Consider the following 17775-nt stretch of genomic DNA (forward strand, 5'->3'; position numbering starts at 1 on the left):
CGTACATAATGAATAGAGAGGAATCTGCCGTCGGGCGGATTCTTTTCGTCTATGGAGAGAATGCAGATGACGACGAAGGCGATGGAGTTTTTGCGTAATCATACGCTGTTTCGCGGGGTGCCGCTGCATGAATTGGAAGGTGCCGTCCAGTCCATGCATGAGGAGCTGTTTCATGACGGGGATCCGTTGATCGTAGAGGGAAGCTACGGCAATTCCTGTTATTTCATCATGAGCGGGCAGGTTCAGATCGTTTCGAGGAATCTGATCGGCCACACGGTGACGCTGGACGTTCTGGGCGAAGGCGCGTTGATCGGGGAGGTCTCCCTGTTTCTAGAGGAAAAAAGGACTTCGGGTGCCCAGGCGATCGGCGAAGTAACGGCATTGCGGCTGGAGCAGAACGCGTTCAGCCGGCTTGCCGCGGCAAGCCCGATGTTCCACGAGAGCCTGTCGTTCTCGGCCCGAATCCGCACGATGCATGCGATGCTGAGCAAGGCGACGATCTGGGCCGCGATTCCGAACGCGGAGCTGCGCGGTCTTGCCGAGGTCACAGTCAGGCGGAAAGTATACAAAGGGGACGTCATTGTCGCGGAAGGCACCATGGCGGACCGTTTCTATATGATTGCCGAAGGACGGTTCGAAGTGCGCAGCGGGCGCCGGAAGAAGGCGGTCTATAAACCCGGGGATTATTTCGGCGAGATGGACCTGCTCAGCGGCGAAGCCCATACGGGCACGGTGACGGCGCTTGAGAACGGCGAGCTGATGGTGATGGGACGAGATGAGTTTCATTTTGTCCTGCAACAGTACGAACCGGTCAGGCGGCAATTTCATGAGGTGCTGCGGATTCGCAGGCCCGAGCTTCTCAATGAAGAGGTGTCGGCGAAGCTGCAATTCACGGAGGCGGAGCAGGTGCCGGAAGCTGCAGTCGAGGCTGCCTCGACCCTGGAAGACGTTATTCCGGCCGCTCCCAAAAAAGATCGCTGGATGGATGTGCTGCTGGCGCTCGGCGGCATTTTCGTTGCGTTCACAGGGCTAGCCATTTGGCTGAAACAGCCGGTTTGGATATATGCCGCTTTGATATCCGGCGGATTCGTTGGACCGGTTTCGTTTGTTGCTTATATGCGCAGCTCCCAGCTGCTCGGATTCAAGCCCATTCGGCTGGCAGCCGTATTCGCGGCTTCCGGCATCATCGCCGTGCCGGTTGCGTGGGTGCTGGAACGCTACTGGTCCGTCGGCAGCGGCCTGGAGACAACGACCATTGAGCATGTGCAGGCATCGCTTCTGATCGGCGTTATCGAAGAAATGGCCAAGCTGCTCGTATGCTTCTTCTTCCTCCGCGGCCGCAAGCAGCGATTCCTGATGGATGCCGTAGTATTCGGAGCTGCGGCAGGCATGGGCTTTGCCGCTGTTGAGAGCATTCTGTACGGCTTCATGTATCTGCAGCAGCATGCGACTTCGGGGATGCTGGCTGTGCTGTGGGTCCGGGCGCTGCTGTCCCCGTTCGGGCACGGCACCTGGACGGCCATTGCCGCAGCCGGACTGTGGTATGGCCTGGGGAGATCCGCTAAACGGGGCTCGACCGCGCATCGGCTCCTGAGGATGGCTGCCCTGCTGCTGATCAGCATTCTGCTGCATGCGGCTTGGGACTATCCTTATGCGGCGGGCTTGTGGAAAATGGTCGGCATGGTCATGGTCGGGGGCATCGGCATTGCGCTGCTCTTTTCGCTCATTCGGCAAGGCACGAACGAGGAAAGGGCGATGCATCGGGCCGTCAATCCGGCCCAGCAGGTAGAGGAACGGCTCCGGCAAGCGGTCGGCTCCGATTCGAAGCGCGGCGGTTCCGAAGGACCGGGCACAGCCCCGCCGTCTTTAACCTGCGAGGGTTGCGGCACCGTGTCGCCTGCAGGGACGCGCTACTGCGGCCGCTGCGGTCAGGCATTGCAGTTATAATACGAAAAGGGTTAGGCAGAGGGCTTGATAGCCCGAACTGCCTAACCCTTTTTTCATAACCGTCAACCATATAAATACGACTTCACATCCCGGCCGATGTAGGCTCTCCATATAATCAGATTGTAAGGATCGTCCCAGTCGATGTTCTGCGGCTCCTCGAACATGCGGTGCAGGCGGTTGTTGTTGAAGATGATCGAGCCGCGCTGATCGAAAGCCACCCCGTCCACCCACAGCATTCGGTCATCGGACAGCAGCTTGTGAAATGAGCGCGTGCAGGGCGAATAATAGCCGATGCCTTTGCCTTCCAGCATGGTGTAAAAGACATGGCCTTGATTGTCGGCATGCATGCCGTCGGTCGTCGTTCCTTTGCTGCCCAGAGCTTGAACGGAATTCCGAATGAGCGGATCGGGGGTATCGAAATTACGCAGCAGCCCCGTATCGACCGCATACAGATTGCGTCCGGTTACCTGGCAGTAGAAGAGCGTTTCGCGATCTGCCGTCAGGGCGATGCCGTCTGCGCCGATCCGGACCGGCTTGTTGCGGTAGACCGGCTCCGTATCGATCTCGAACCGGAACCTTGGCACGTCCTGCGTGCTGTAATGGCTGTCCAGGACCCGGCGGAATCTCTTCGTTCTCATATTGTAGACGATGATGCCGCCGTATACCTCGTGATCGGGCCAGCCGGAGCCCGAATCGGTGATATAGGCGTAACCGTTCCGGTTATCCACCACGATATCGTTCAGGAACGACGTCCGGGGCGGTGCAATATCATCCGGGATGACGATGGAGTCGATCAGGCGGTTTGCGCTCAGGTCCCAGATGACCAGCTTTTGGGAGCCTTCGGGCGAGGTGTTATATGCGATTTTTCCTTGATCCAGAATCCACATCCGGTTATGTTCATCGATCTCGTAACCCAGGACGGATTGCAGCACTCGCACATCTCCCGGCGTATTCCACTCCCAGCTTGGAAAAGCATTCAGCACCGGCTTGCCGTTCACCATCACGATGGTGTTGAGCGTAGCGGGAACGCCTTCCGCCCAGCGCGGAACCGAAACATAGAAACGCCCCTGTCGGTCCACTTTGACGCCTGCAGGCATGCAGTGCTTCCAGTATTGATGCAGCTCGAACCGCTGCTTCATCGCAGCATTCGGAAAGTTCCAGTCCAAGCGGTTCCAGTGGAACAGCATTTGGTAAGGACTTGTTGGGTGATGAGCTTTCCTCGCATGGGGAAGGGCAGTCTGCTGCTGCATCCCCATAGGATGATAAGGTATATACATTCTGGCAAGACCTCCGGTAACGTGTTCGGTTCACCCGAAACGGGCAGCGCCTTCCTTACGAGCTTATTCCTCTGAGTTCGTTATATGCCCGGAGGGTCGGATTGGCGCTGCTTAAATCATCGGAGAGGTCTTGTTGTGTGTTTCGTTACACTTGCAGAACCTTAATCAGATTCGTGTTGCCGGATTGACCGATCGGCACGCCGGCAGACAATACGATAATGTCGCCTTTTTCGATGTAGCCTGTCTTGATGGCGTTGCGAGTCGCGGACTCGAACATTTCGTCCGTTGTGGTAACCTTGTCGCCTTTTACCGGGATGACGCCGGAGAGCAGGCAGATTTTGGCCAGCACTTCTTCATGCTGCGTGACGGCGATGATCGGTGCTTCCGGACGATATTTCGAAATCATCCGCGCCGTAAATCCGCTCTCCGTTGACGTAATGATGGCTTTGGCATTCAGCACGAGGGAAGAGCTGACCGCGCCTTGGCTGATGACCTCGGTAATATCGGCTACTTGTTGTCTGGATTTGAAAGCGAACTGGTCCTTATAATCGATCATGGTCTCGGCGCGGCGGGCGACTGCCGCCATCGTACGCACGGATTCCACCGGATATTTGCCAGCGGCGGATTCTCCGGACAGCATGACCACGTCTGCGCCCTGGATCACGGCGTTAGCCACGTCGCTCACCTCGGAGCGGGTAGGGCGGGGATTGACCTGCATCGATTCCAGCATATGCGTTGCCACGATAACCGGCTTGCCTGCCAGATTGCATTTATCGATCATTTCTTTCTGCATCATCGGCACTTCTTCGATCGGCACTTCGACGCCAAGGTCGCCGCGGGCAACCATGATTCCGTCGGAGGCTTCAATGATGTCGTCCAGGTTCTCCATGCCCTCTCCGTTTTCGATCTTGGAGATGATCTGCACATGCTCCGCGCCGCGTTCCTTCAGGATGCTGCGGATTTCGCGGATGTTGTCGCCATGGCGCACGAAAGATGCGGCAATGATCTCGATGTCGTTGTCCAGTCCGAAGCCGATATGCATGACGTCACGCTCGGTGACGCCGGGCAGCGTCGTTTTGATGCCGGGCAGGTTGACGCCTTTGCGCGGTTTGAGCACGCCGCCGCTGACGATTTTGCAAAAAATGTCCGGTCCGTCGAAGCGAATGACGTTCAGGTCCACGAGGCCGTCATCGATCAAGATGCGGTCTCCCGGTTTCACGACTAGATTCAGCTCGGCATAATTGACCGAGATGCGCTGGGCGTCTCCCAGAATTTCTTCGGTCGTCAGGATCAGTTCCTCACCGGGTTTCAGAAGGCAGGAAGCCTCTTTCAGTTTGCCGATCCGGACTTCGGGACCTTTAATGTCCATCATGATCGGGACGTACGTGTTTAATTCGGATGCGGCCTGGCGAACATTCCGAATCCGGGCCACGTGATCCTCCGGCTCGCCATGTGCCATATTCAATCGGGCGACCGTCATCCCCTCCTGAATCATATTTTTCAACAGCTCGATGGAATCGCATGCCGGCCCCATCGTACAGATGATTTTTGTCTTAAGCATGGTTGGTTGTTCCTCCTTTGTATTTGCACCCTGCGGCAATGTTGCAGCACTCGGGCTTCTAGAAATGTAAAGCTCATGAAGTACCCTAATGATCACATTGTAGCCTGTCTTGTCGAATCATGATATGAACTATAGTACAATGAATGGATTATAGTAATGCATTTGAGGTGAAATTATGGTCACTCCGGTTGAAGTTCGGCAAATTAGCGGCGTCGATTGGTATGAAGAAGCAGACCATAGAAAGAGCGCATGGCGGCTAAGCGTGACGACCTATGGAAAATGCGTATATTGGGTGAATGGAGATAAGCAGATTATGGAGAAGGGGCAACTGCTGCTTATTCCGGCCGGCGTTCCCTATTACGGCAAAAGCATCCCTACCGTGACGCACACGCAAATGGTCGTACAATGGACGGGAGAGCCGTCCACGGCTTTATCCGCGCTTGAACGGGAAGAAGCGTTGAAGCATAAACCGGGCTGTTACGAATTGATCCACGAACGTTTGAAGGCGATCCACCAGCAGTGGCGGGAGCGCCCGTCTTATTATGCAATGATGATAGAAGCATTATTGACAGAAGTGTTGATTAATATCAGCCGAGAGCTGGATCGGGGTGTTATCACGCCTGAGAAGCACTTGCATGCGGAACGGATGAAATCTTACATTGAGCGGCATTACCGGGAGAGAATAACGAAAGAGGAGCTCGGCGATGCCATCGGCAAAACGCCCAATTACGCTGCGGCGCTCTTCAAGAGCGTCACGGGACAGACGATCAGCCAGTACGTGCACGCCCAGCGGATGAAACGGGCAGCCTATCTGTTGACGGAATCGCAGCTGACGGTACAGGAGATTGCGGTATTTCTCGGCTATCAGGACCTCTCCTACTTCTACAGAATCTATAAGCGGTTCACAGGCAGTGCTCCGTCGGAGCTGCTGCATGAGCGTCCGCGGACGGTCTAGCCGAAAAAAAAGAGGGCATACGCCCTCTTTCGTTTGCTTGCTGGCTTTATTCAGCGGCATCGCTTTCGAACAATTCCTTCACGTACTGCCGCAATTTGTTTTTATCCACGCCGAGCACCTGGGCCCGTCCGACCTTCTCGTTGGTCAACAGCGAGAACGGCGGGATCTGCTGCTGATCGACTTTGTCCAGGTTCACGTCAAACCCGAGCGCCATCAGCTTCAGCATTTCCTTCGGGCTTAAGTCCGTCTCGATATAAGGCGCGATCGAATCCAGGATGCCGGGCAGCTTGATGAGCGAGCTCGTGGTCTGCATTTTCTTGGCGACTTCCGTCATGAGAATCCGTTGTCTTTCGGTACGGGCAAAGTCGGACCTCGCATCGTGCCGGAACCGGACATACTGCAGCGCCATTTTGCCGTCGAGGTGCTGCAGTCCTTGTTTTAAATCGATGTCGTACATATGCTTGTCTGCTTTGCTTGTGTAATACATGTCTTTCTCTACTTCAATGTCGACCCCGCCGATGGCATCGACCAGGGCGATGAATCCAACAAAATCGGTGTAAACATATTTATGTATGGGCAGGTCCAACAAATCGCTGATGGTCTGTCTGGTCAGCTCGATGCCGCCGTAAGCAAAAGCCGAATTCAGCCTTCCTTTGCCATGACCGGGGATGTCCACGTAAGTGTCCCGCAAAATCGAGAACAAATGGGCGCTTTTCGTAACGGGATCGATGGAGGCCACCAGCATGGTATCGGATCTTCCGGCATCGTCTCCCCGGGAGTCTCCCCCGATCAGGAGAATATTGACGCGTTCTTTGCCCTCCCACTTCGGAATTTCAATGACCTCTTCCTGTGCGGCCCCCGTGCTGCCCGTTGGCTTCACCGGATTCGAAGCGGTCGAGATTTGGTTTGAGAATTGTATGATAGCGTAGGTATAGTACGAGATAATCCCCAAGATTCCAACGGATAATAAGAGCATGGCGTATTTGAACCATTTCCTTTTCATCGTTTCCTATAACATCCTTTCTGTTGAACTGAGTGCATAATGGACCATTCTAGCAAAATAATGAGCAAAAATCATATTTTCTTGAGAAAAGCGATTCCGGAGATTCGAAAGATCCGGGATCCATGATCATGTTGACTCTCCTCCAAGGGGAGGCCTTAGACTGTAGATCGAAGGAGGGAACAGCATGCTGTACACGGTAAAAGAGGTTTCGGAACTGTCCGGGGTAACCATCAAGGCGCTGCATCATTATCACAAAATCGGACTGCTGCAGCCTGCCGAGATCAGCGATGCGGGGTATCGCTTGTACGGCGCGGCGGAACTGGAGCGCTTGCAGCAAATCCGGTTTTACAGGGAGATGGATTTTCCGCTGGAACAAATTAAAGAGCTGATGGAGGAAACGCCGGATCGGCTCTCCATTCTCACGGAGCAGGAGAAACTGCTCCGTGGCCGGTGGAATCGGCTGGAGTGCGTTCTGCAGACGTTGAGGCAGTCCATAGAATACGTTGGGGAGGGAAGACGCATGGAGCCGGAAGAAATGTTCAAAGGGTTTGATAGCGAAGAAGAGTGGAAGGATGCCTTGGCTGAGCAGAATCAACATTTGAAGGAGCGGTACGAGGTGGATTTGCTTGGCGGTGCACCGATGGATGTTCCCAATATGAACGAGCAAGCGAAGGAAGCGGCAGGCTTCATGGCCGGCATGGCCAATGCTTTGAAAACGGGAATCAGGCACGATGATGAGCGTGTTCAAGATGCGATCCACGAACATTTGCGATTTATGAACGAGCATGGCCACGCTTTTACCGCCGCCGATTTTGCCGGGCAAACGAAGTTTTTCCTGCACGATGAATTCCATCTTCGGATGCTGGAAGAGCAGCAGACGGGGCTGGCTTATTATCTGCATGCGGCTGCAGAGGCGTATGCGAATCTGACGTAAATCCTATGATGAAGCCGCGCGAGCCGCGGCTTTTGTCATTTCTGACGCATACATGGATTCCGCATGAACCGGCGGGTATGGTTTCAGCGGCGAGGAGAGCCGCGAATGGCGCTGGGCGAACGGCCTGTTGCCAGACGGTACCGGCAATTTCGAATACGTGGCGAATCCGGCGGCTTATGGCGACGTTCCCGTATTAAATCCTCCCTCCAAACCAGCACTTTACGCTGGGAACAGGTCCCTATGTGGTGAGCGAAGGAATCGAAAAGTAATGTTTAATTTTTTTCCGAAGGGTTAAATAGATGACGTAGCAGCAACAAAAAACAACTTAGGAGTGATGAACAATGGCTAACAACAACGGCAACAAAATGAGCAGAGAAGAAGCCGGACGCAAAGGCGGCGAAGCAACGGCCAAGAATCACGACAAGGAGTTTTACCAAGAAATCGGCCGTAAGGGCGGAGAGGCCACATCGGATTCCCACGATAAGGAGTTCTACGAGGAAATCGGCCGCAAAGGCGGAGAATCCCGCGGCAATCAAAACAATAACGATTAAATGAAATCTACAATCTAAAAATAGCAAGCTTTTAACAAAGCAGCGGCGGTTCCCGTTAAACGGAATCCGCCGCTGCTTTTTTTTGAGCTAACCGTCGGGTTCGGATCGTTTGCCGGACGCTGTCAGCTATCTTGAATTTAAGTCCACCGTGCTGCCCACAGCTTCATTTCCTTGCAGATGACATGCAGGTCCATGCCCTTCGGCGTTAGGGTGTATTCCACCGTAACCGGAACGGTAGGGAATACTTCGCGCTCCAGCACGCCCTGTTCTTCCAAGTGGCGAAGCGTCGTGGTCAGCGCCCGCGGGCTGACATTCGGGATTTGCCGCTGCAGTTCGCCAAATCGTTTCGTGCCTCCAAAGAGCTCCCGAATGACGAGAAAAGCCCACTTTCCCCCTAGGACCAGCAGCGTTTTTTCGATATTGCATTCGATATGTTCGGGAGTTTTCGGTATGTAACTGCTCGCTTTATTTCCCATAACCATAGGCTCCTTCCGGTATTCTATTAACTATACTCCAGTATATCAGCTATCCTTCCTATAATATAGTGAAGAACTTTTCACTTCTTCCGTGGGAATAGGAACTACTTTAGAATAGTTCATGTAGCATCCAAGTTAATCTATTGAAGGAGGATTTGCCATGAAATACAGAAGATTAGGACGCACAGGTCTCAAAGTCAGTGAGGTCAGCTTGGGAAGCTGGCTTACATACGGAGGTTACGTTGAACGCGAGAATGCGGTTAACGCGATTAAAACGGCTTATGATCTGGGCATTAACTTCTTTGATACGGCGAATGTTTACGAGAAGGGCGCAGCCGAAGTATTGGTAGGCGAAACCTTGAAAGCGTATCCGCGCGAATCGTACGTGCTGGCCACGAAGGCCTTCTGGCCGATGGGTGACGGCCCGAACGACCGGGGCTTGTCCCGCAAGCATATTATGGAGCAGGCGCATGCCAGCTTGAAGCGCCTTGGCCATGATTACGTGGATATTTTCTACTGCCACCGTCATGATCCGGAAACGCCGCTGGACGAGACGCTTCGCGCGATCGACGACCTTGTTCGCCAGGGCAAGGTGCTCTATGTCGGCGTCAGCGAGTGGCAGGCATCGCAAATTGCGGAGGCATTGACGGTAGCGGATCGTTACCTCCTCGACCGCATCGTGGTCAATCAACCCATCTACAATATGTTTGAACGTTATATTGAAAAGGAAATCATTCCGCTCAGCGAGCGCTCCGGCATTGGGCAGGTCGTATTCTCCCCGCTGGCACAAGGCCTGCTGACAGGGAAATATACCTCTGCCTCCGATATTCCGGCTGACAGCCGTGCCGCGAAGCTGGAATGGATGCGCAAAGGCATTACCGAGGAGAAAATCGCGAAGGTTCGCGAGCTGGAGAAGATTGCGGCAGAGCTTGACGTGTCCGTGGGCAATCTGGCGCTTGCGTGGATTCTGCGTCAGCCGAACGTAGCCAGCGCACTGGTCGGCGCAAGCCGTCCGGAGCAGGTAACCGAGAATGCGAAGGCATCCGGTATCGAGCTTAGCGAAGATGTTCAGACTCGCATCGAGGAGATTCTGAAATAGGGAAGTAAATCGACTAAGAACTAAAACGTTATCGCATGGACCCTTGGGAATAAGAGAATCCGAGGGCAGTATGAAAGATTTATATAAGATGGCTTCTGACTTGGTTCAGGGGCCATCTTTTTTTGCGTGTCTCTTTGGCTAATGGAGCCTCCCTCAATTAGAAGACATTTTCTTGTTGAATTATACGTTCCATCATTTATAATACTCCCTAGTAATGTTATAATACTCCCTAGTAATGTTATAATACTTTCTAGTATTATATTACTGAAATAGGACAAATGCATTAGGGGGAGAAGTTGCAATATGCAAAAACGAAGGCCGATGGCATCCACGAAATGGTTGAAGGTGATGTTGTCCATGCTAATAGGTTTAGAGGTTGTACTGGGTGTGCTCGCATCTCCGAAGACGGTTAAGGCGAATCCTCCAAACTCTCACTATCTCGGGGAGATCCGACTGTTTCCATACCATAACGGCCCCGAAGGGTGGATATACTGTGCAGGGCAGGAGCTGCCGTTAGGTCTCGAATATGTGGGTTTGTATTCATTTTTGGGGGACCAATTCGGAGGAGATGGCAGCAAGACGTTTGCAGTGCCTGATTTACGGGGAGAAGAACCCGTGCCGGGTATGGGGTACTATATAGCGGTTGAGGGATTAAACCCTAGGAACAATGGCTTGACCACCAATACGATGCTTGGAGAGCTTCGGCTCTTTCCCTACAACATGGAGTTCAATGATAACTGGGTCGCGGCCGATGGGACTGATTTAAGTAATTCTGAACCTCTGTACGGTGTTTACGGCACTACATTCGGCCAAGACTGGCAGGGCAGCTTTAAATTGCCGCAGATAGACCCCGTGGAGCCCAAAGTAAGATATTTCGCCGCCAAGGCCGGGATCCAACCCAGCACGGCCGGTGCCATATACATGGGCGAGACACGTCTGTTTCCTCTCGATATCCCTGCCCTCGCTTCCTTTAAGGCGGACGGTAAACTGCTGAATGTTGCCTCGAACATGGCGCTGTACGGCTTAATCGGCAACGCTTTCGGGGGATCGCCGGATCAAACGTTTGCGATTCCCGATCTTGGAGTCGATCCGCTGACAACGTATTATGTATTCCAAACGGGAATTGTTCCTGTCTTGCAGCAGGTTCAGCCCGTTAGCGTGCCGGATCAATACACGACGGCGGAGTCCACCGTATTAAGCGTTCCTGCACCGGGTGTTCTGAAAAATGATTCCGATGCCATGATCGCCAACATCGTGGATCTGCCTGCTCATGGAAAGATAACATTTCATAAGAATGGCTCCTTTACCTATACGCCGGATGCCGATTTTGTTGGCACAGATTCTTTTACATATATCGCTAGCAACAATAACAAGAGCGGCAGCGTAACCAGCGTTACCATCCACGTGGCAGAGCCTGAACCCCGGATAAGCGGTGTAACCGATGGAGGAATTTATAATCACGAAGTGACGCCTGTTTATACCCATGGCACGGGAACGCTGGACGGGCAGCCCTTTGCCAGCGGTACGACCATCCGCAAAGATGGCCAGTATAGACTGATCGTCGAGTCGCCTCGCGGAAAAACGGTCAAGGCCGATTTTGAGATCGACCAAACGGCGCCTTTGGTTTCAGGCGTGGCAGATGGAGGCCAATACGATCGGGAGCTGCAAATCTTCTTCAATGAGGGGAGCGCAACGCTCAATCAGCAAGCGTTTCGAAGCGGAGACAGGGTTAACACGGAAGGGGAATTCGATCTCGTCGTAACCGACCGTGCAGGGAATAAGGCTGAGGTTCATTTCTCGATCTATTTCCCTAAAACCGTGACGTTCGACAGCAACGGGGGGGCTCCCGTGGCAGATGAGGTCGTCCCTCATCATACAACGGCAACGAAGCCCGTTGATCCGGTAAAACCCGGTTATGCCTTCGGGGGGTGGTATATGGATCGAATCTTTCAGCTTCCATTTGATTTTAAGACACCCATTCTGGCTAACCTGACGCTGTATGCCAAATGGAACGATGCGGATGCGCCTGTCGTGGTGGATCGGGCTCCTCTGCATCTGGCGGATGACGTGCCGATCGGGACGAAACTTGAATTCACGTTCGATGAACCCGTAACCGCAAGCAGCGGCAAATACATATCGATTATGAGAGCGGCGGACCATCAAAAGATCGAGTCGATCGACATAACCGATAGCTCCCGCGTCAGCGTGATCGACGAGAGGGTTGCGGTAAGTCTGACGCGACAGCTGTCGTATCTTACGCGTTATTACATCGAAATAGAGGAGGGTGCATTTCAGGATGCAGCAGGCAACCTCTATGCAGGCATGAAGGGCCCTGGAGATTGGAGCTTTACAACGGAGGCTGGGCCTGTCGCAGCACCGTTAGATCCGCATAACGCCGAGCGTTTCCGATCCTCAGGCAACGGTGACGATAAACGGTAAGGCTGTCTCCGCCGGACAGGCATCAGATCCGATCAGCCTAGCGGTAGGAAGCAACACCATTCATCTTGTGGTTTCGGCTCAGAACGGAGCTGCGAAAACTTACACGGTGGATGTGACCAGAGAGGCAGCCGCTTCTCCTGAACCTGAACCCGGAAATCCTTCCAATCCGGGGACGCCGGGCGGCGGATCAGGATCTTCGGAAGGTCAAGGACCTGGCGCAAGCGGGAGTTCTCAAGCAGGTCAAGGGGAAGGCTCAGGGCAGAGCCCGTCAGGCAGCAGCCACGTCACGTCGTATTTCAATGATGTATTGCAGACCGGCTTGATATCATCGGAGATAACGAAAGAGAATGGACAGACCGTGCTGACCGTCAAGATGAACGGAGACAGGCTCCAACCGCTGCTGGCACAGGAGAAGAACAGCCGACCGATCGTCCGGCTGCGCGCCACGGAGGGGCTTGATCAAGCCGTGGCGGTTCTGGATGGCAAGTCAGCCAAAGCGCTTGAAGCAAGCGGAGCGATAATTGCCTTCGAGACCTTGGCAGGCAGCGTCCGTATTCCGGTTCAGGCCATTTCCGAACAGATCGGCAGTCTTGCCGGAACGAAGGAAGGCACGATTCAACTTGGGCTAGCCGATGGCAACGCCGCGATCAGCGCAAAGCTGAAGCGGGTCGGGAACGGGAAGTATTTTGGTGAACATTATGGCTCCATAGACGTTAGCGTCGCAGCCTATGATCAAGGAAAACGGCTGAGCGGAAATACCTATTCCTCTTATGTGGAGCTGGAAGTTCCCGTGGCAGAGGGGTCAGCTGCCATCGTGACAACGGCCGTCCTGCTGGATGATCAAGGGAAGGTTCATCACGCACCAACCCGGCTGGTTACGCGGGAAGGCCGTACTTACGCCATAATAAAAGGTTTATACAGCGGGACGTATGCTTTAATCAGCCACGACGAAGAATTATCGGATATGAAAGGCCATTGGGCCGAGGCGGCGGTGAACGAGATGGCGTCACGCCTTCTCGTTGGCGGCAGAGGCGCCGCCGGATTCCATCCGAATGAACCGGTAACCCGTGCGGAATTCGTCACCATGATGGTACGCTCGCTCGGTTTAACGGAGCAAAGCAATACAAGCACGTTTCAAGATGTAACTTCCCGGGACTGGTATGTGGGGGCCGTTTCGGCAGCAAGCGGGAGCGGACTCATACACGGTTATGCCGACGGGACTTTTTTGCCGAATGGCTTGATCTCCAGACAGGAGGCGATGGTTATTTTCGCAAGAGCGTTAAAGTTCGCTGAGGGTTCCCCAATGGTAGAGGCCATGGATTCGGAGGCTGTGCTGGCTGCTTTCCAAGACCGTGCCGAATTGGCAAGCTGGGCGAAGGCGGCTGCAGCCGAAGTGGTTCACAGCGGACTCATGAGCGGTTACGATGCCAAGCTGAGACCACGGAGTGATATGACCAGGGCGGAAACGGCAACGATTCTTCTACGGATGCTATCAGCTTCGGGGATGATCGGAGATATGCCGTCTAAATAGTGGTTTTCGAGTATAGAAGAAAAAGAGCTGCACCGAAGGGCCGTTGGTCCCGGAGCAGCTCTTTGTATTAGCGGAACATCGCAGCTTACCCCAGCCGATACGTCGCAAACGGCTTGGCATGAACAAAGCCGTCGCTGATTTCATCCAGGCTCGAACGCAGGGACTCGTCCAGCTTAATCTCGAGGCTTTTCAGGTTATCGTCCAGCTGTTCGGTCTTCGTAGCCCCGACGATGACGGTCGAGACGGCAGGGCGGTCCATCAGCCAGGCAATGGATAGCGCGCTGGGAGAATGGCCGTGCTCTGCTGCGAGCTGGTTTACTTGTTGACCGAGCTTCAGATTGTGTTCTTCAAGGAAGCGATTGAAGTTCGGGTCCGTTTCCGCGCGGGAGCCGGCAGGCTTGCTTGCGCCCTGACCGTATTTGCCGGTGAGAATGCCGCCGGCCAGCGGGAAATACGGAATGATGCCAACGCCCTGATCGAGACAGAGGGGGACAAGCTCCAGCTCCGGCGTACGGTCTGCCAGGGAATAACTCGTTTGGGTCGATACATAACGGGCATATCCGCGCAATTCGCTGATTCCGAGCGCCTTCATGATTTCCCAAGCGGCATAGTTGGAGGCGCCGATATATCTGACCTTGCCCGATGTTACCATGTCGTCCAGCGTGCGCAGGGTCTCCTCAAGGGGAGTGTCCGGATCAAACGTATGGATCTGATATAGGTCTACATAGTCGGTCTTCAGCCGCTTCAAGCTGTTCTCCAGCTCTTGCTGCAGATGATAGCGGGAGGAGCCCCGTTCGTTCGGTCCTTGGCCGTTCACGAGTCCGGCTTTCGTGGCTAATACGACGTTATGGCGTTTGCCGGCCAGCGCCTCACCGATGATGCGCTCGGATTCCGATCCGGCGTAAATATTGGCGGTATCGATGAAATTGATGCCACGGTCCAGCGCGTGATCCAGGATCCGGGTGGATGTTTCTTGATCGGCTCTTTTGCCAAAAGCGTTCGTGCCGAGCCCCAGCTCCGAAACCTTGAGGCCGCTGCTGCCAAGACGGCGATAATTCATGCTTAATCACACTCCTCTATGTATAGATTTCCTATAGTATAAACATGATCCAAGAGGCGCTTCAAATGGATCGAACGCATAAAAGGTATGAAGATGTAAGATTCTACATCTTTTTTCGACAATATCTAAAAAAGTGATTAACTTCCATACCATGAAATGGTAATATAGTCGTAGGAGAAAAGATTCGGATTAACCATGAGATTTACTGCTTAAGAACTACTTCGGATGTTGGAGTACGACTTCTTTTTTCACTAATGGTTGGAGTGTGAATCATGAAGATTTATCTGAAAAATGATGCTGGGGTAACGAAACAAGTGAAGGTAGGTTTTAGCTGGACGACGCTATTCTTTGCATTCTTCCCGGCATTGTTCCGAGGCGATCTGAAGTGGGCAGTCATCATGTTTATTATCTCTGCCGTAGTCGGTCCTTTTACATTGGGAATCGGGGCTTGGATCAGCGGAATCATATTCTCGTTCGTGTATAACAAGATATATATTAAGGAGCTGTTGGAGAAAGGCTACCGTCCTGCCACGGAGGAAGCTAGAGCCGTTCTTGAAAACAACCACATCATCGCTAGAGCGGCATAATTCTATTTGCATGCATAAAGCCTGGAACTGAGTGAATCTTTCATTCATAGCTCCAGGCTTTACTATATTCTTCTTTAGCTAACGATGAAGCGATTCGTGACTAAATTCTAAAGGTAACGCGAATTGTCTTAGGACTCCTTGCGATAGGCTGAATAGTACGATAGGATAGTTACGTACGAATTGGAAGGGGGATTATGATATGAATGAAGCGATTTTCAACCAATTGGATTTTGCCAGAGGAGCAACCTTGAAATCGGTGGAACACGTAACGGAACAGGAAGCGGATATCATCCCGGAAGGATTCGCGAATAGCATTCGCTGGAATCTCGGGCACATCTACACCGTAACCGAGCAGTTCGCTTTTGCGACCGCGGGCGAGCAGCCGCGTCTTCCGGAAGGATTCGAGGCATGGTTTGCAACCGGAACCAAGCCGGCCGATTGGACGTCGAAGCCGCCTGCGCTGTCCGAGCTGGCAGAGCTTTTGCAGGAGCAAACCGCCCGAATCCGCGAAACCTTCTCGAATCGCCTGGACCAGGCCTCTGCCCACCCGCTGACGATCGGTCCCGTGACGTTCCAAACCGTCGGCGAGTTTCTTACGTTCAGCTTGTACCACGAAGGCATGCACACGCAGACGATCAAGGCTTATAGAAAATTGATAAAGTAATGCATGAACTCGAAGCGATAGAAGTATGCCCAGCGTATACCTTCTATCGCTTTTGATTTGTCGCTGGGGCTGCGGGTCCTTATAATGGAATCAGCAGACTGGGAATGACGAATGGAGGACATCACACTCATGGCGATTGAAATCGAACGCAAATACCTTCTGGAGGCTTATCCCGATGAGTTGATTCAGGAAGGAAGCATCGTGGTCGAGAAGGAGCAGTTCATCGAGCAGACGTATTTGGCATTGGATGGGGACCAGGAGCTGCGGGTCCGGAAAATAACGGATCTGACATCGGGTCGGCTCGAATTCACCCATACGTTCAAAAAAGGGTGGGGAATTGCCCGGGAAGAAGTTGAATATGCGATTTCCGAAGGTCTCTACGATCAGGTAGTCAAGGCGCATGGGGCGATTCCGTTGACCAAGAGACGGGTAACCGCCCGTTGGGGCAGCACGATCATCGAAATCGACGATTATGCGCAGATAAGCTTGCTAGTGCTGGAAGTCGAATTTCCTTCCCTGGAAGCCGCTGACGGCTTTGTGCCGCCGGCATGGTTCGGACGAGATATCAGCACTGACAAACAATACAGCAACAAAAAGGTATGGCGGGATCTGCAGCTTCAAGCAGGCAGGGAAGCCTGAGCGGAATAAGGCTCGAATAGGGCGGCAGGCGCTTGGGACAAGCGCGGTCAGTTCAGATGAGGGGGCAACGCCCTCACCATACGGTTGGAACAAAGGCTCTTGCGGCAGGTTCGCAAGAGCCTTTTACTATGGCATGCAGCAAACAGAGCGCGCAGCTATCGAGATACACCTTCGCCGGATGCCTGCTTATTCGAGCATTCGGACAGTCATCGACTTTTTTTGACAAAAATATTGTAAACGGTTTATTATTATAATATAATATTATCATGATAATTAATTATTATTCTTCAATGGACGATATTCATAAAAATGATGGCGTATCAGAGAAGGGAGAGGCTCTTTATGAATGAAAACCAGCAGCTGCTTGAAAGCTATTTTCCAATCGCTTCGTTTATCGCGGCGATCATCGGACCTCAATGCGAGGTGGTCGTGCACGATATCAGCGATCCGGAACGCTCTATCATCTTTATCGAGAACGGCCATATTAGCGGACGCCGGGTCGGCGATGCCTCCACCGACCTCGTGTTGAAGATTTTGAAGGCGGAGGCCTACCGCGAAGAGCAGTTCATCGCGAACTACAAAGCTTCCGGCGCTCGGGGGCAAACCTTCCGGTCGTCTACGTACTTTATTAAGAACGGAAGCGGCGAGCTGGTCGGTCTTATGTGCCTGAACATCGACATCACGCATATGGAGGTTGCCGCTGATTGGATCAACAGCATTTTGCGGGGAGGCTCGCTTACGCCGCCGGCCGCCCTGGATGCACCCAAGGAGGACAAACCTTCCACCGAATACCTGCAGGGGAACGTGGACGATTTGCTTCAGCACATCATCCAGACCGTCCTAGGCAAAATCAGCATTCCGGCGGACCGTTTATCTTCGAACGAGAAGATCGAGATTGTGAAGGAATTGAACGAACAGGGCGTATTCCTGCTAAAGGGCGGGGTTTCCAAGGTTGCCGCTGCTTTATCCATATCGGAGCCTACCGTGTATCGTTATTTGCAGAAGCTGAAATAAGCGGCCTTTTATCCTGTTAAACATGCATTGCATCCTGA

The 17775-nt window shown here is 53.1% G+C and carries 15 protein-coding genes and 1 pseudogene; 11 read left to right on the forward strand and 5 right to left on the reverse strand.

Features of this window, described 5'->3' with window-relative positions:
- The first annotated feature begins 66 nt into the window (after positions 1 to 66).
- A complete protein-coding gene (locus AC3RCL_RS05795; protein ID WP_492534805.1) occupies positions 67 to 1947 on the forward strand; it encodes a cyclic nucleotide-binding domain-containing protein in 1881 nt (626 codons plus the stop codon).
- Positions 1948 to 2009: 62 nt separating this feature from the next.
- On the opposite strand, the gene AC3RCL_RS05800 is transcribed toward AC3RCL_RS05795, so the two are convergent.
- Both AC3RCL_RS05800 and pyk read right to left on the reverse strand, forming a co-directional pair.
- Positions 2010 to 3224, reverse strand: a complete 1215-nt coding sequence (locus tag AC3RCL_RS05800; protein ID WP_492534807.1) for an L-dopachrome tautomerase-related protein — start codon at positions 3222 to 3224, stop codon at positions 2010 to 2012.
- A gap of 145 nt (positions 3225 to 3369) precedes the next feature.
- Positions 3370 to 4785 carry a pyruvate kinase gene (gene pyk, locus AC3RCL_RS05805; protein WP_492534809.1) on the reverse strand — a complete coding sequence of 472 codons (1416 nt, stop codon included), beginning with the start codon at positions 4783 to 4785 and terminating at the stop codon, positions 3370 to 3372.
- Between the two features lie 175 nt (positions 4786 to 4960).
- On the opposite strand from pyk, the gene AC3RCL_RS05810 reads away from it, so the two are divergent.
- Positions 4961 to 5740, forward strand: coding sequence for a helix-turn-helix transcriptional regulator (locus AC3RCL_RS05810; RefSeq protein WP_492534811.1), 780 nt, complete (start codon positions 4961 to 4963; stop codon positions 5738 to 5740).
- 46 nt (positions 5741 to 5786) lie between these two features.
- Here the strand turns inward: AC3RCL_RS05810 and AC3RCL_RS05815 are convergent, their stop codons facing one another.
- Positions 5787 to 6743, reverse strand: coding sequence for an LCP family protein (locus tag AC3RCL_RS05815; RefSeq protein WP_090910793.1), 957 nt, complete (start codon positions 6741 to 6743; stop codon positions 5787 to 5789).
- 184 nt (positions 6744 to 6927) lie between these two features.
- On the opposite strand from AC3RCL_RS05815, the gene AC3RCL_RS05820 reads away from it, so the two are divergent.
- Positions 6928 to 7677 (forward strand): MerR family transcriptional regulator, encoded by a 750-nt coding sequence (locus tag AC3RCL_RS05820; protein ID WP_492534814.1) that lies wholly within the window; start codon positions 6928 to 6930, stop codon positions 7675 to 7677.
- Positions 7678 to 8018: 341 nt separating this feature from the next.
- Positions 8019 to 8225, forward strand: a pseudogene (locus tag AC3RCL_RS05825) (KGG domain-containing protein); the annotation flags it as partial.
- A gap of 140 nt (positions 8226 to 8365) precedes the next feature.
- Here the strand turns inward: AC3RCL_RS05825 and AC3RCL_RS05830 are convergent.
- Complete coding sequence (locus AC3RCL_RS05830; RefSeq protein ID WP_009594357.1) at positions 8366 to 8704, reverse strand: winged helix-turn-helix transcriptional regulator; 339 nt, start codon at positions 8702 to 8704, stop codon at positions 8366 to 8368.
- 160 nt (positions 8705 to 8864) lie between these two features.
- On the opposite strand from AC3RCL_RS05830, the gene AC3RCL_RS05835 reads away from it, so the two are divergent.
- The 3 genes from AC3RCL_RS05835 (at position 8865) to AC3RCL_RS05845 (ending at position 13773) form a co-directional block, all read left to right on the forward strand.
- Positions 8865 to 9803: an aldo/keto reductase family protein gene (locus AC3RCL_RS05835; protein ID WP_096775126.1), complete on the forward strand. Its 939-nt coding sequence runs from the start codon at positions 8865 to 8867 to the stop codon at positions 9801 to 9803.
- Between the two features lie 303 nt (positions 9804 to 10106).
- Positions 10107 to 12242 (forward strand): tail fiber protein, encoded by a 2136-nt coding sequence (locus AC3RCL_RS05840; RefSeq protein ID WP_492534817.1) that lies wholly within the window; start codon positions 10107 to 10109, stop codon positions 12240 to 12242.
- Positions 12226 to 13773 (forward strand): S-layer homology domain-containing protein, encoded by a 1548-nt coding sequence (locus AC3RCL_RS05845; RefSeq protein ID WP_492534819.1) that lies wholly within the window; start codon positions 12226 to 12228, stop codon positions 13771 to 13773. Before AC3RCL_RS05840 ends, AC3RCL_RS05845 begins: the two co-directional genes overlap by 17 nt.
- An 85-nt stretch (positions 13774 to 13858) precedes the next feature.
- Here the strand turns inward: AC3RCL_RS05845 and AC3RCL_RS05850 are convergent, their stop codons facing one another.
- Positions 13859 to 14833 (reverse strand): aldo/keto reductase, encoded by a 975-nt coding sequence (locus tag AC3RCL_RS05850; protein WP_486050532.1) that lies wholly within the window; start codon positions 14831 to 14833, stop codon positions 13859 to 13861.
- A 272-nt stretch (positions 14834 to 15105) separates the two neighbouring features.
- Here AC3RCL_RS05850 and AC3RCL_RS05855 point away from each other — a divergent pair, with 272 nt between their 5' ends.
- The 4 genes from AC3RCL_RS05855 to AC3RCL_RS05870 all read left to right on the forward strand — a co-directional run bounded on the left by AC3RCL_RS05855 (position 15106) and on the right by AC3RCL_RS05870 (position 17737).
- Positions 15106 to 15420 (forward strand): hypothetical protein, encoded by a 315-nt coding sequence (locus tag AC3RCL_RS05855; protein WP_096775129.1) that lies wholly within the window; start codon positions 15106 to 15108, stop codon positions 15418 to 15420.
- Between the two features lie 199 nt (positions 15421 to 15619).
- Positions 15620 to 16084, forward strand: a complete 465-nt coding sequence (locus AC3RCL_RS05860) for a DinB family protein (protein ID WP_452517513.1) — start codon at positions 15620 to 15622, stop codon at positions 16082 to 16084.
- A gap of 129 nt (positions 16085 to 16213) precedes the next feature.
- On the forward strand, positions 16214 to 16723 hold the full coding sequence (locus AC3RCL_RS05865; RefSeq protein ID WP_213580401.1) for a CYTH domain-containing protein: 510 nt from the start codon (positions 16214 to 16216) through the stop codon (positions 16721 to 16723).
- A 342-nt stretch (positions 16724 to 17065) separates the two neighbouring features.
- Entirely contained in the window at positions 17066 to 17737 is a 672-nt protein-coding gene (locus tag AC3RCL_RS05870) for a helix-turn-helix transcriptional regulator (RefSeq protein WP_096775132.1), read from the forward strand.
- Positions 17738 to 17775: the final 38 nt, after the last annotated feature.

It is taken from the genome of Paenibacillus sp. MT86, from assembly GCF_058792535.1.

Coding starts and splice junctions, on each gene's coding strand:
- AC3RCL_RS05800 (WP_492534807.1), bottom strand. CDS start 3,224: ATGTATATACCTTATCATCCTATGGGGATGCAGCAGCAGACTGCCCTT.
- AC3RCL_RS05820 (WP_492534814.1), top strand. CDS start 6,928: ATGCTGTACACGGTAAAAGAGGTTTCGGAACTGTCCGGGGTAACCATC.
- AC3RCL_RS05810 (WP_492534811.1), top strand. CDS start 4,961: ATGGTCACTCCGGTTGAAGTTCGGCAAATTAGCGGCGTCGATTGGTAT.
- AC3RCL_RS05835 (WP_096775126.1), top strand. CDS start 8,865: ATGAAATACAGAAGATTAGGACGCACAGGTCTCAAAGTCAGTGAGGTC.
- AC3RCL_RS05860 (WP_452517513.1), top strand. CDS start 15,620: ATGAATGAAGCGATTTTCAACCAATTGGATTTTGCCAGAGGAGCAACC.
- AC3RCL_RS05855 (WP_096775129.1), top strand. CDS start 15,106: ATGAAGATTTATCTGAAAAATGATGCTGGGGTAACGAAACAAGTGAAG.
- AC3RCL_RS05840 (WP_492534817.1), top strand. CDS start 10,107: ATGCAAAAACGAAGGCCGATGGCATCCACGAAATGGTTGAAGGTGATG.
- AC3RCL_RS05865 (WP_213580401.1), top strand. CDS start 16,214: ATGGCGATTGAAATCGAACGCAAATACCTTCTGGAGGCTTATCCCGAT.
- AC3RCL_RS05850 (WP_486050532.1), bottom strand. CDS start 14,833: ATGAATTATCGCCGTCTTGGCAGCAGCGGCCTCAAGGTTTCGGAGCTG.
- AC3RCL_RS05830 (WP_009594357.1), bottom strand. CDS start 8,704: ATGGGAAATAAAGCGAGCAGTTACATACCGAAAACTCCCGAACATATC.
- AC3RCL_RS05795 (WP_492534805.1), top strand. CDS start 67: ATGACGACGAAGGCGATGGAGTTTTTGCGTAATCATACGCTGTTTCGC.
- pyk (WP_492534809.1), bottom strand. CDS start 4,785: ATGCTTAAGACAAAAATCATCTGTACGATGGGGCCGGCATGCGATTCC.
- AC3RCL_RS05815 (WP_090910793.1), bottom strand. CDS start 6,743: ATGAAAAGGAAATGGTTCAAATACGCCATGCTCTTATTATCCGTTGGA.
- AC3RCL_RS05870 (WP_096775132.1), top strand. CDS start 17,066: ATGAATGAAAACCAGCAGCTGCTTGAAAGCTATTTTCCAATCGCTTCG.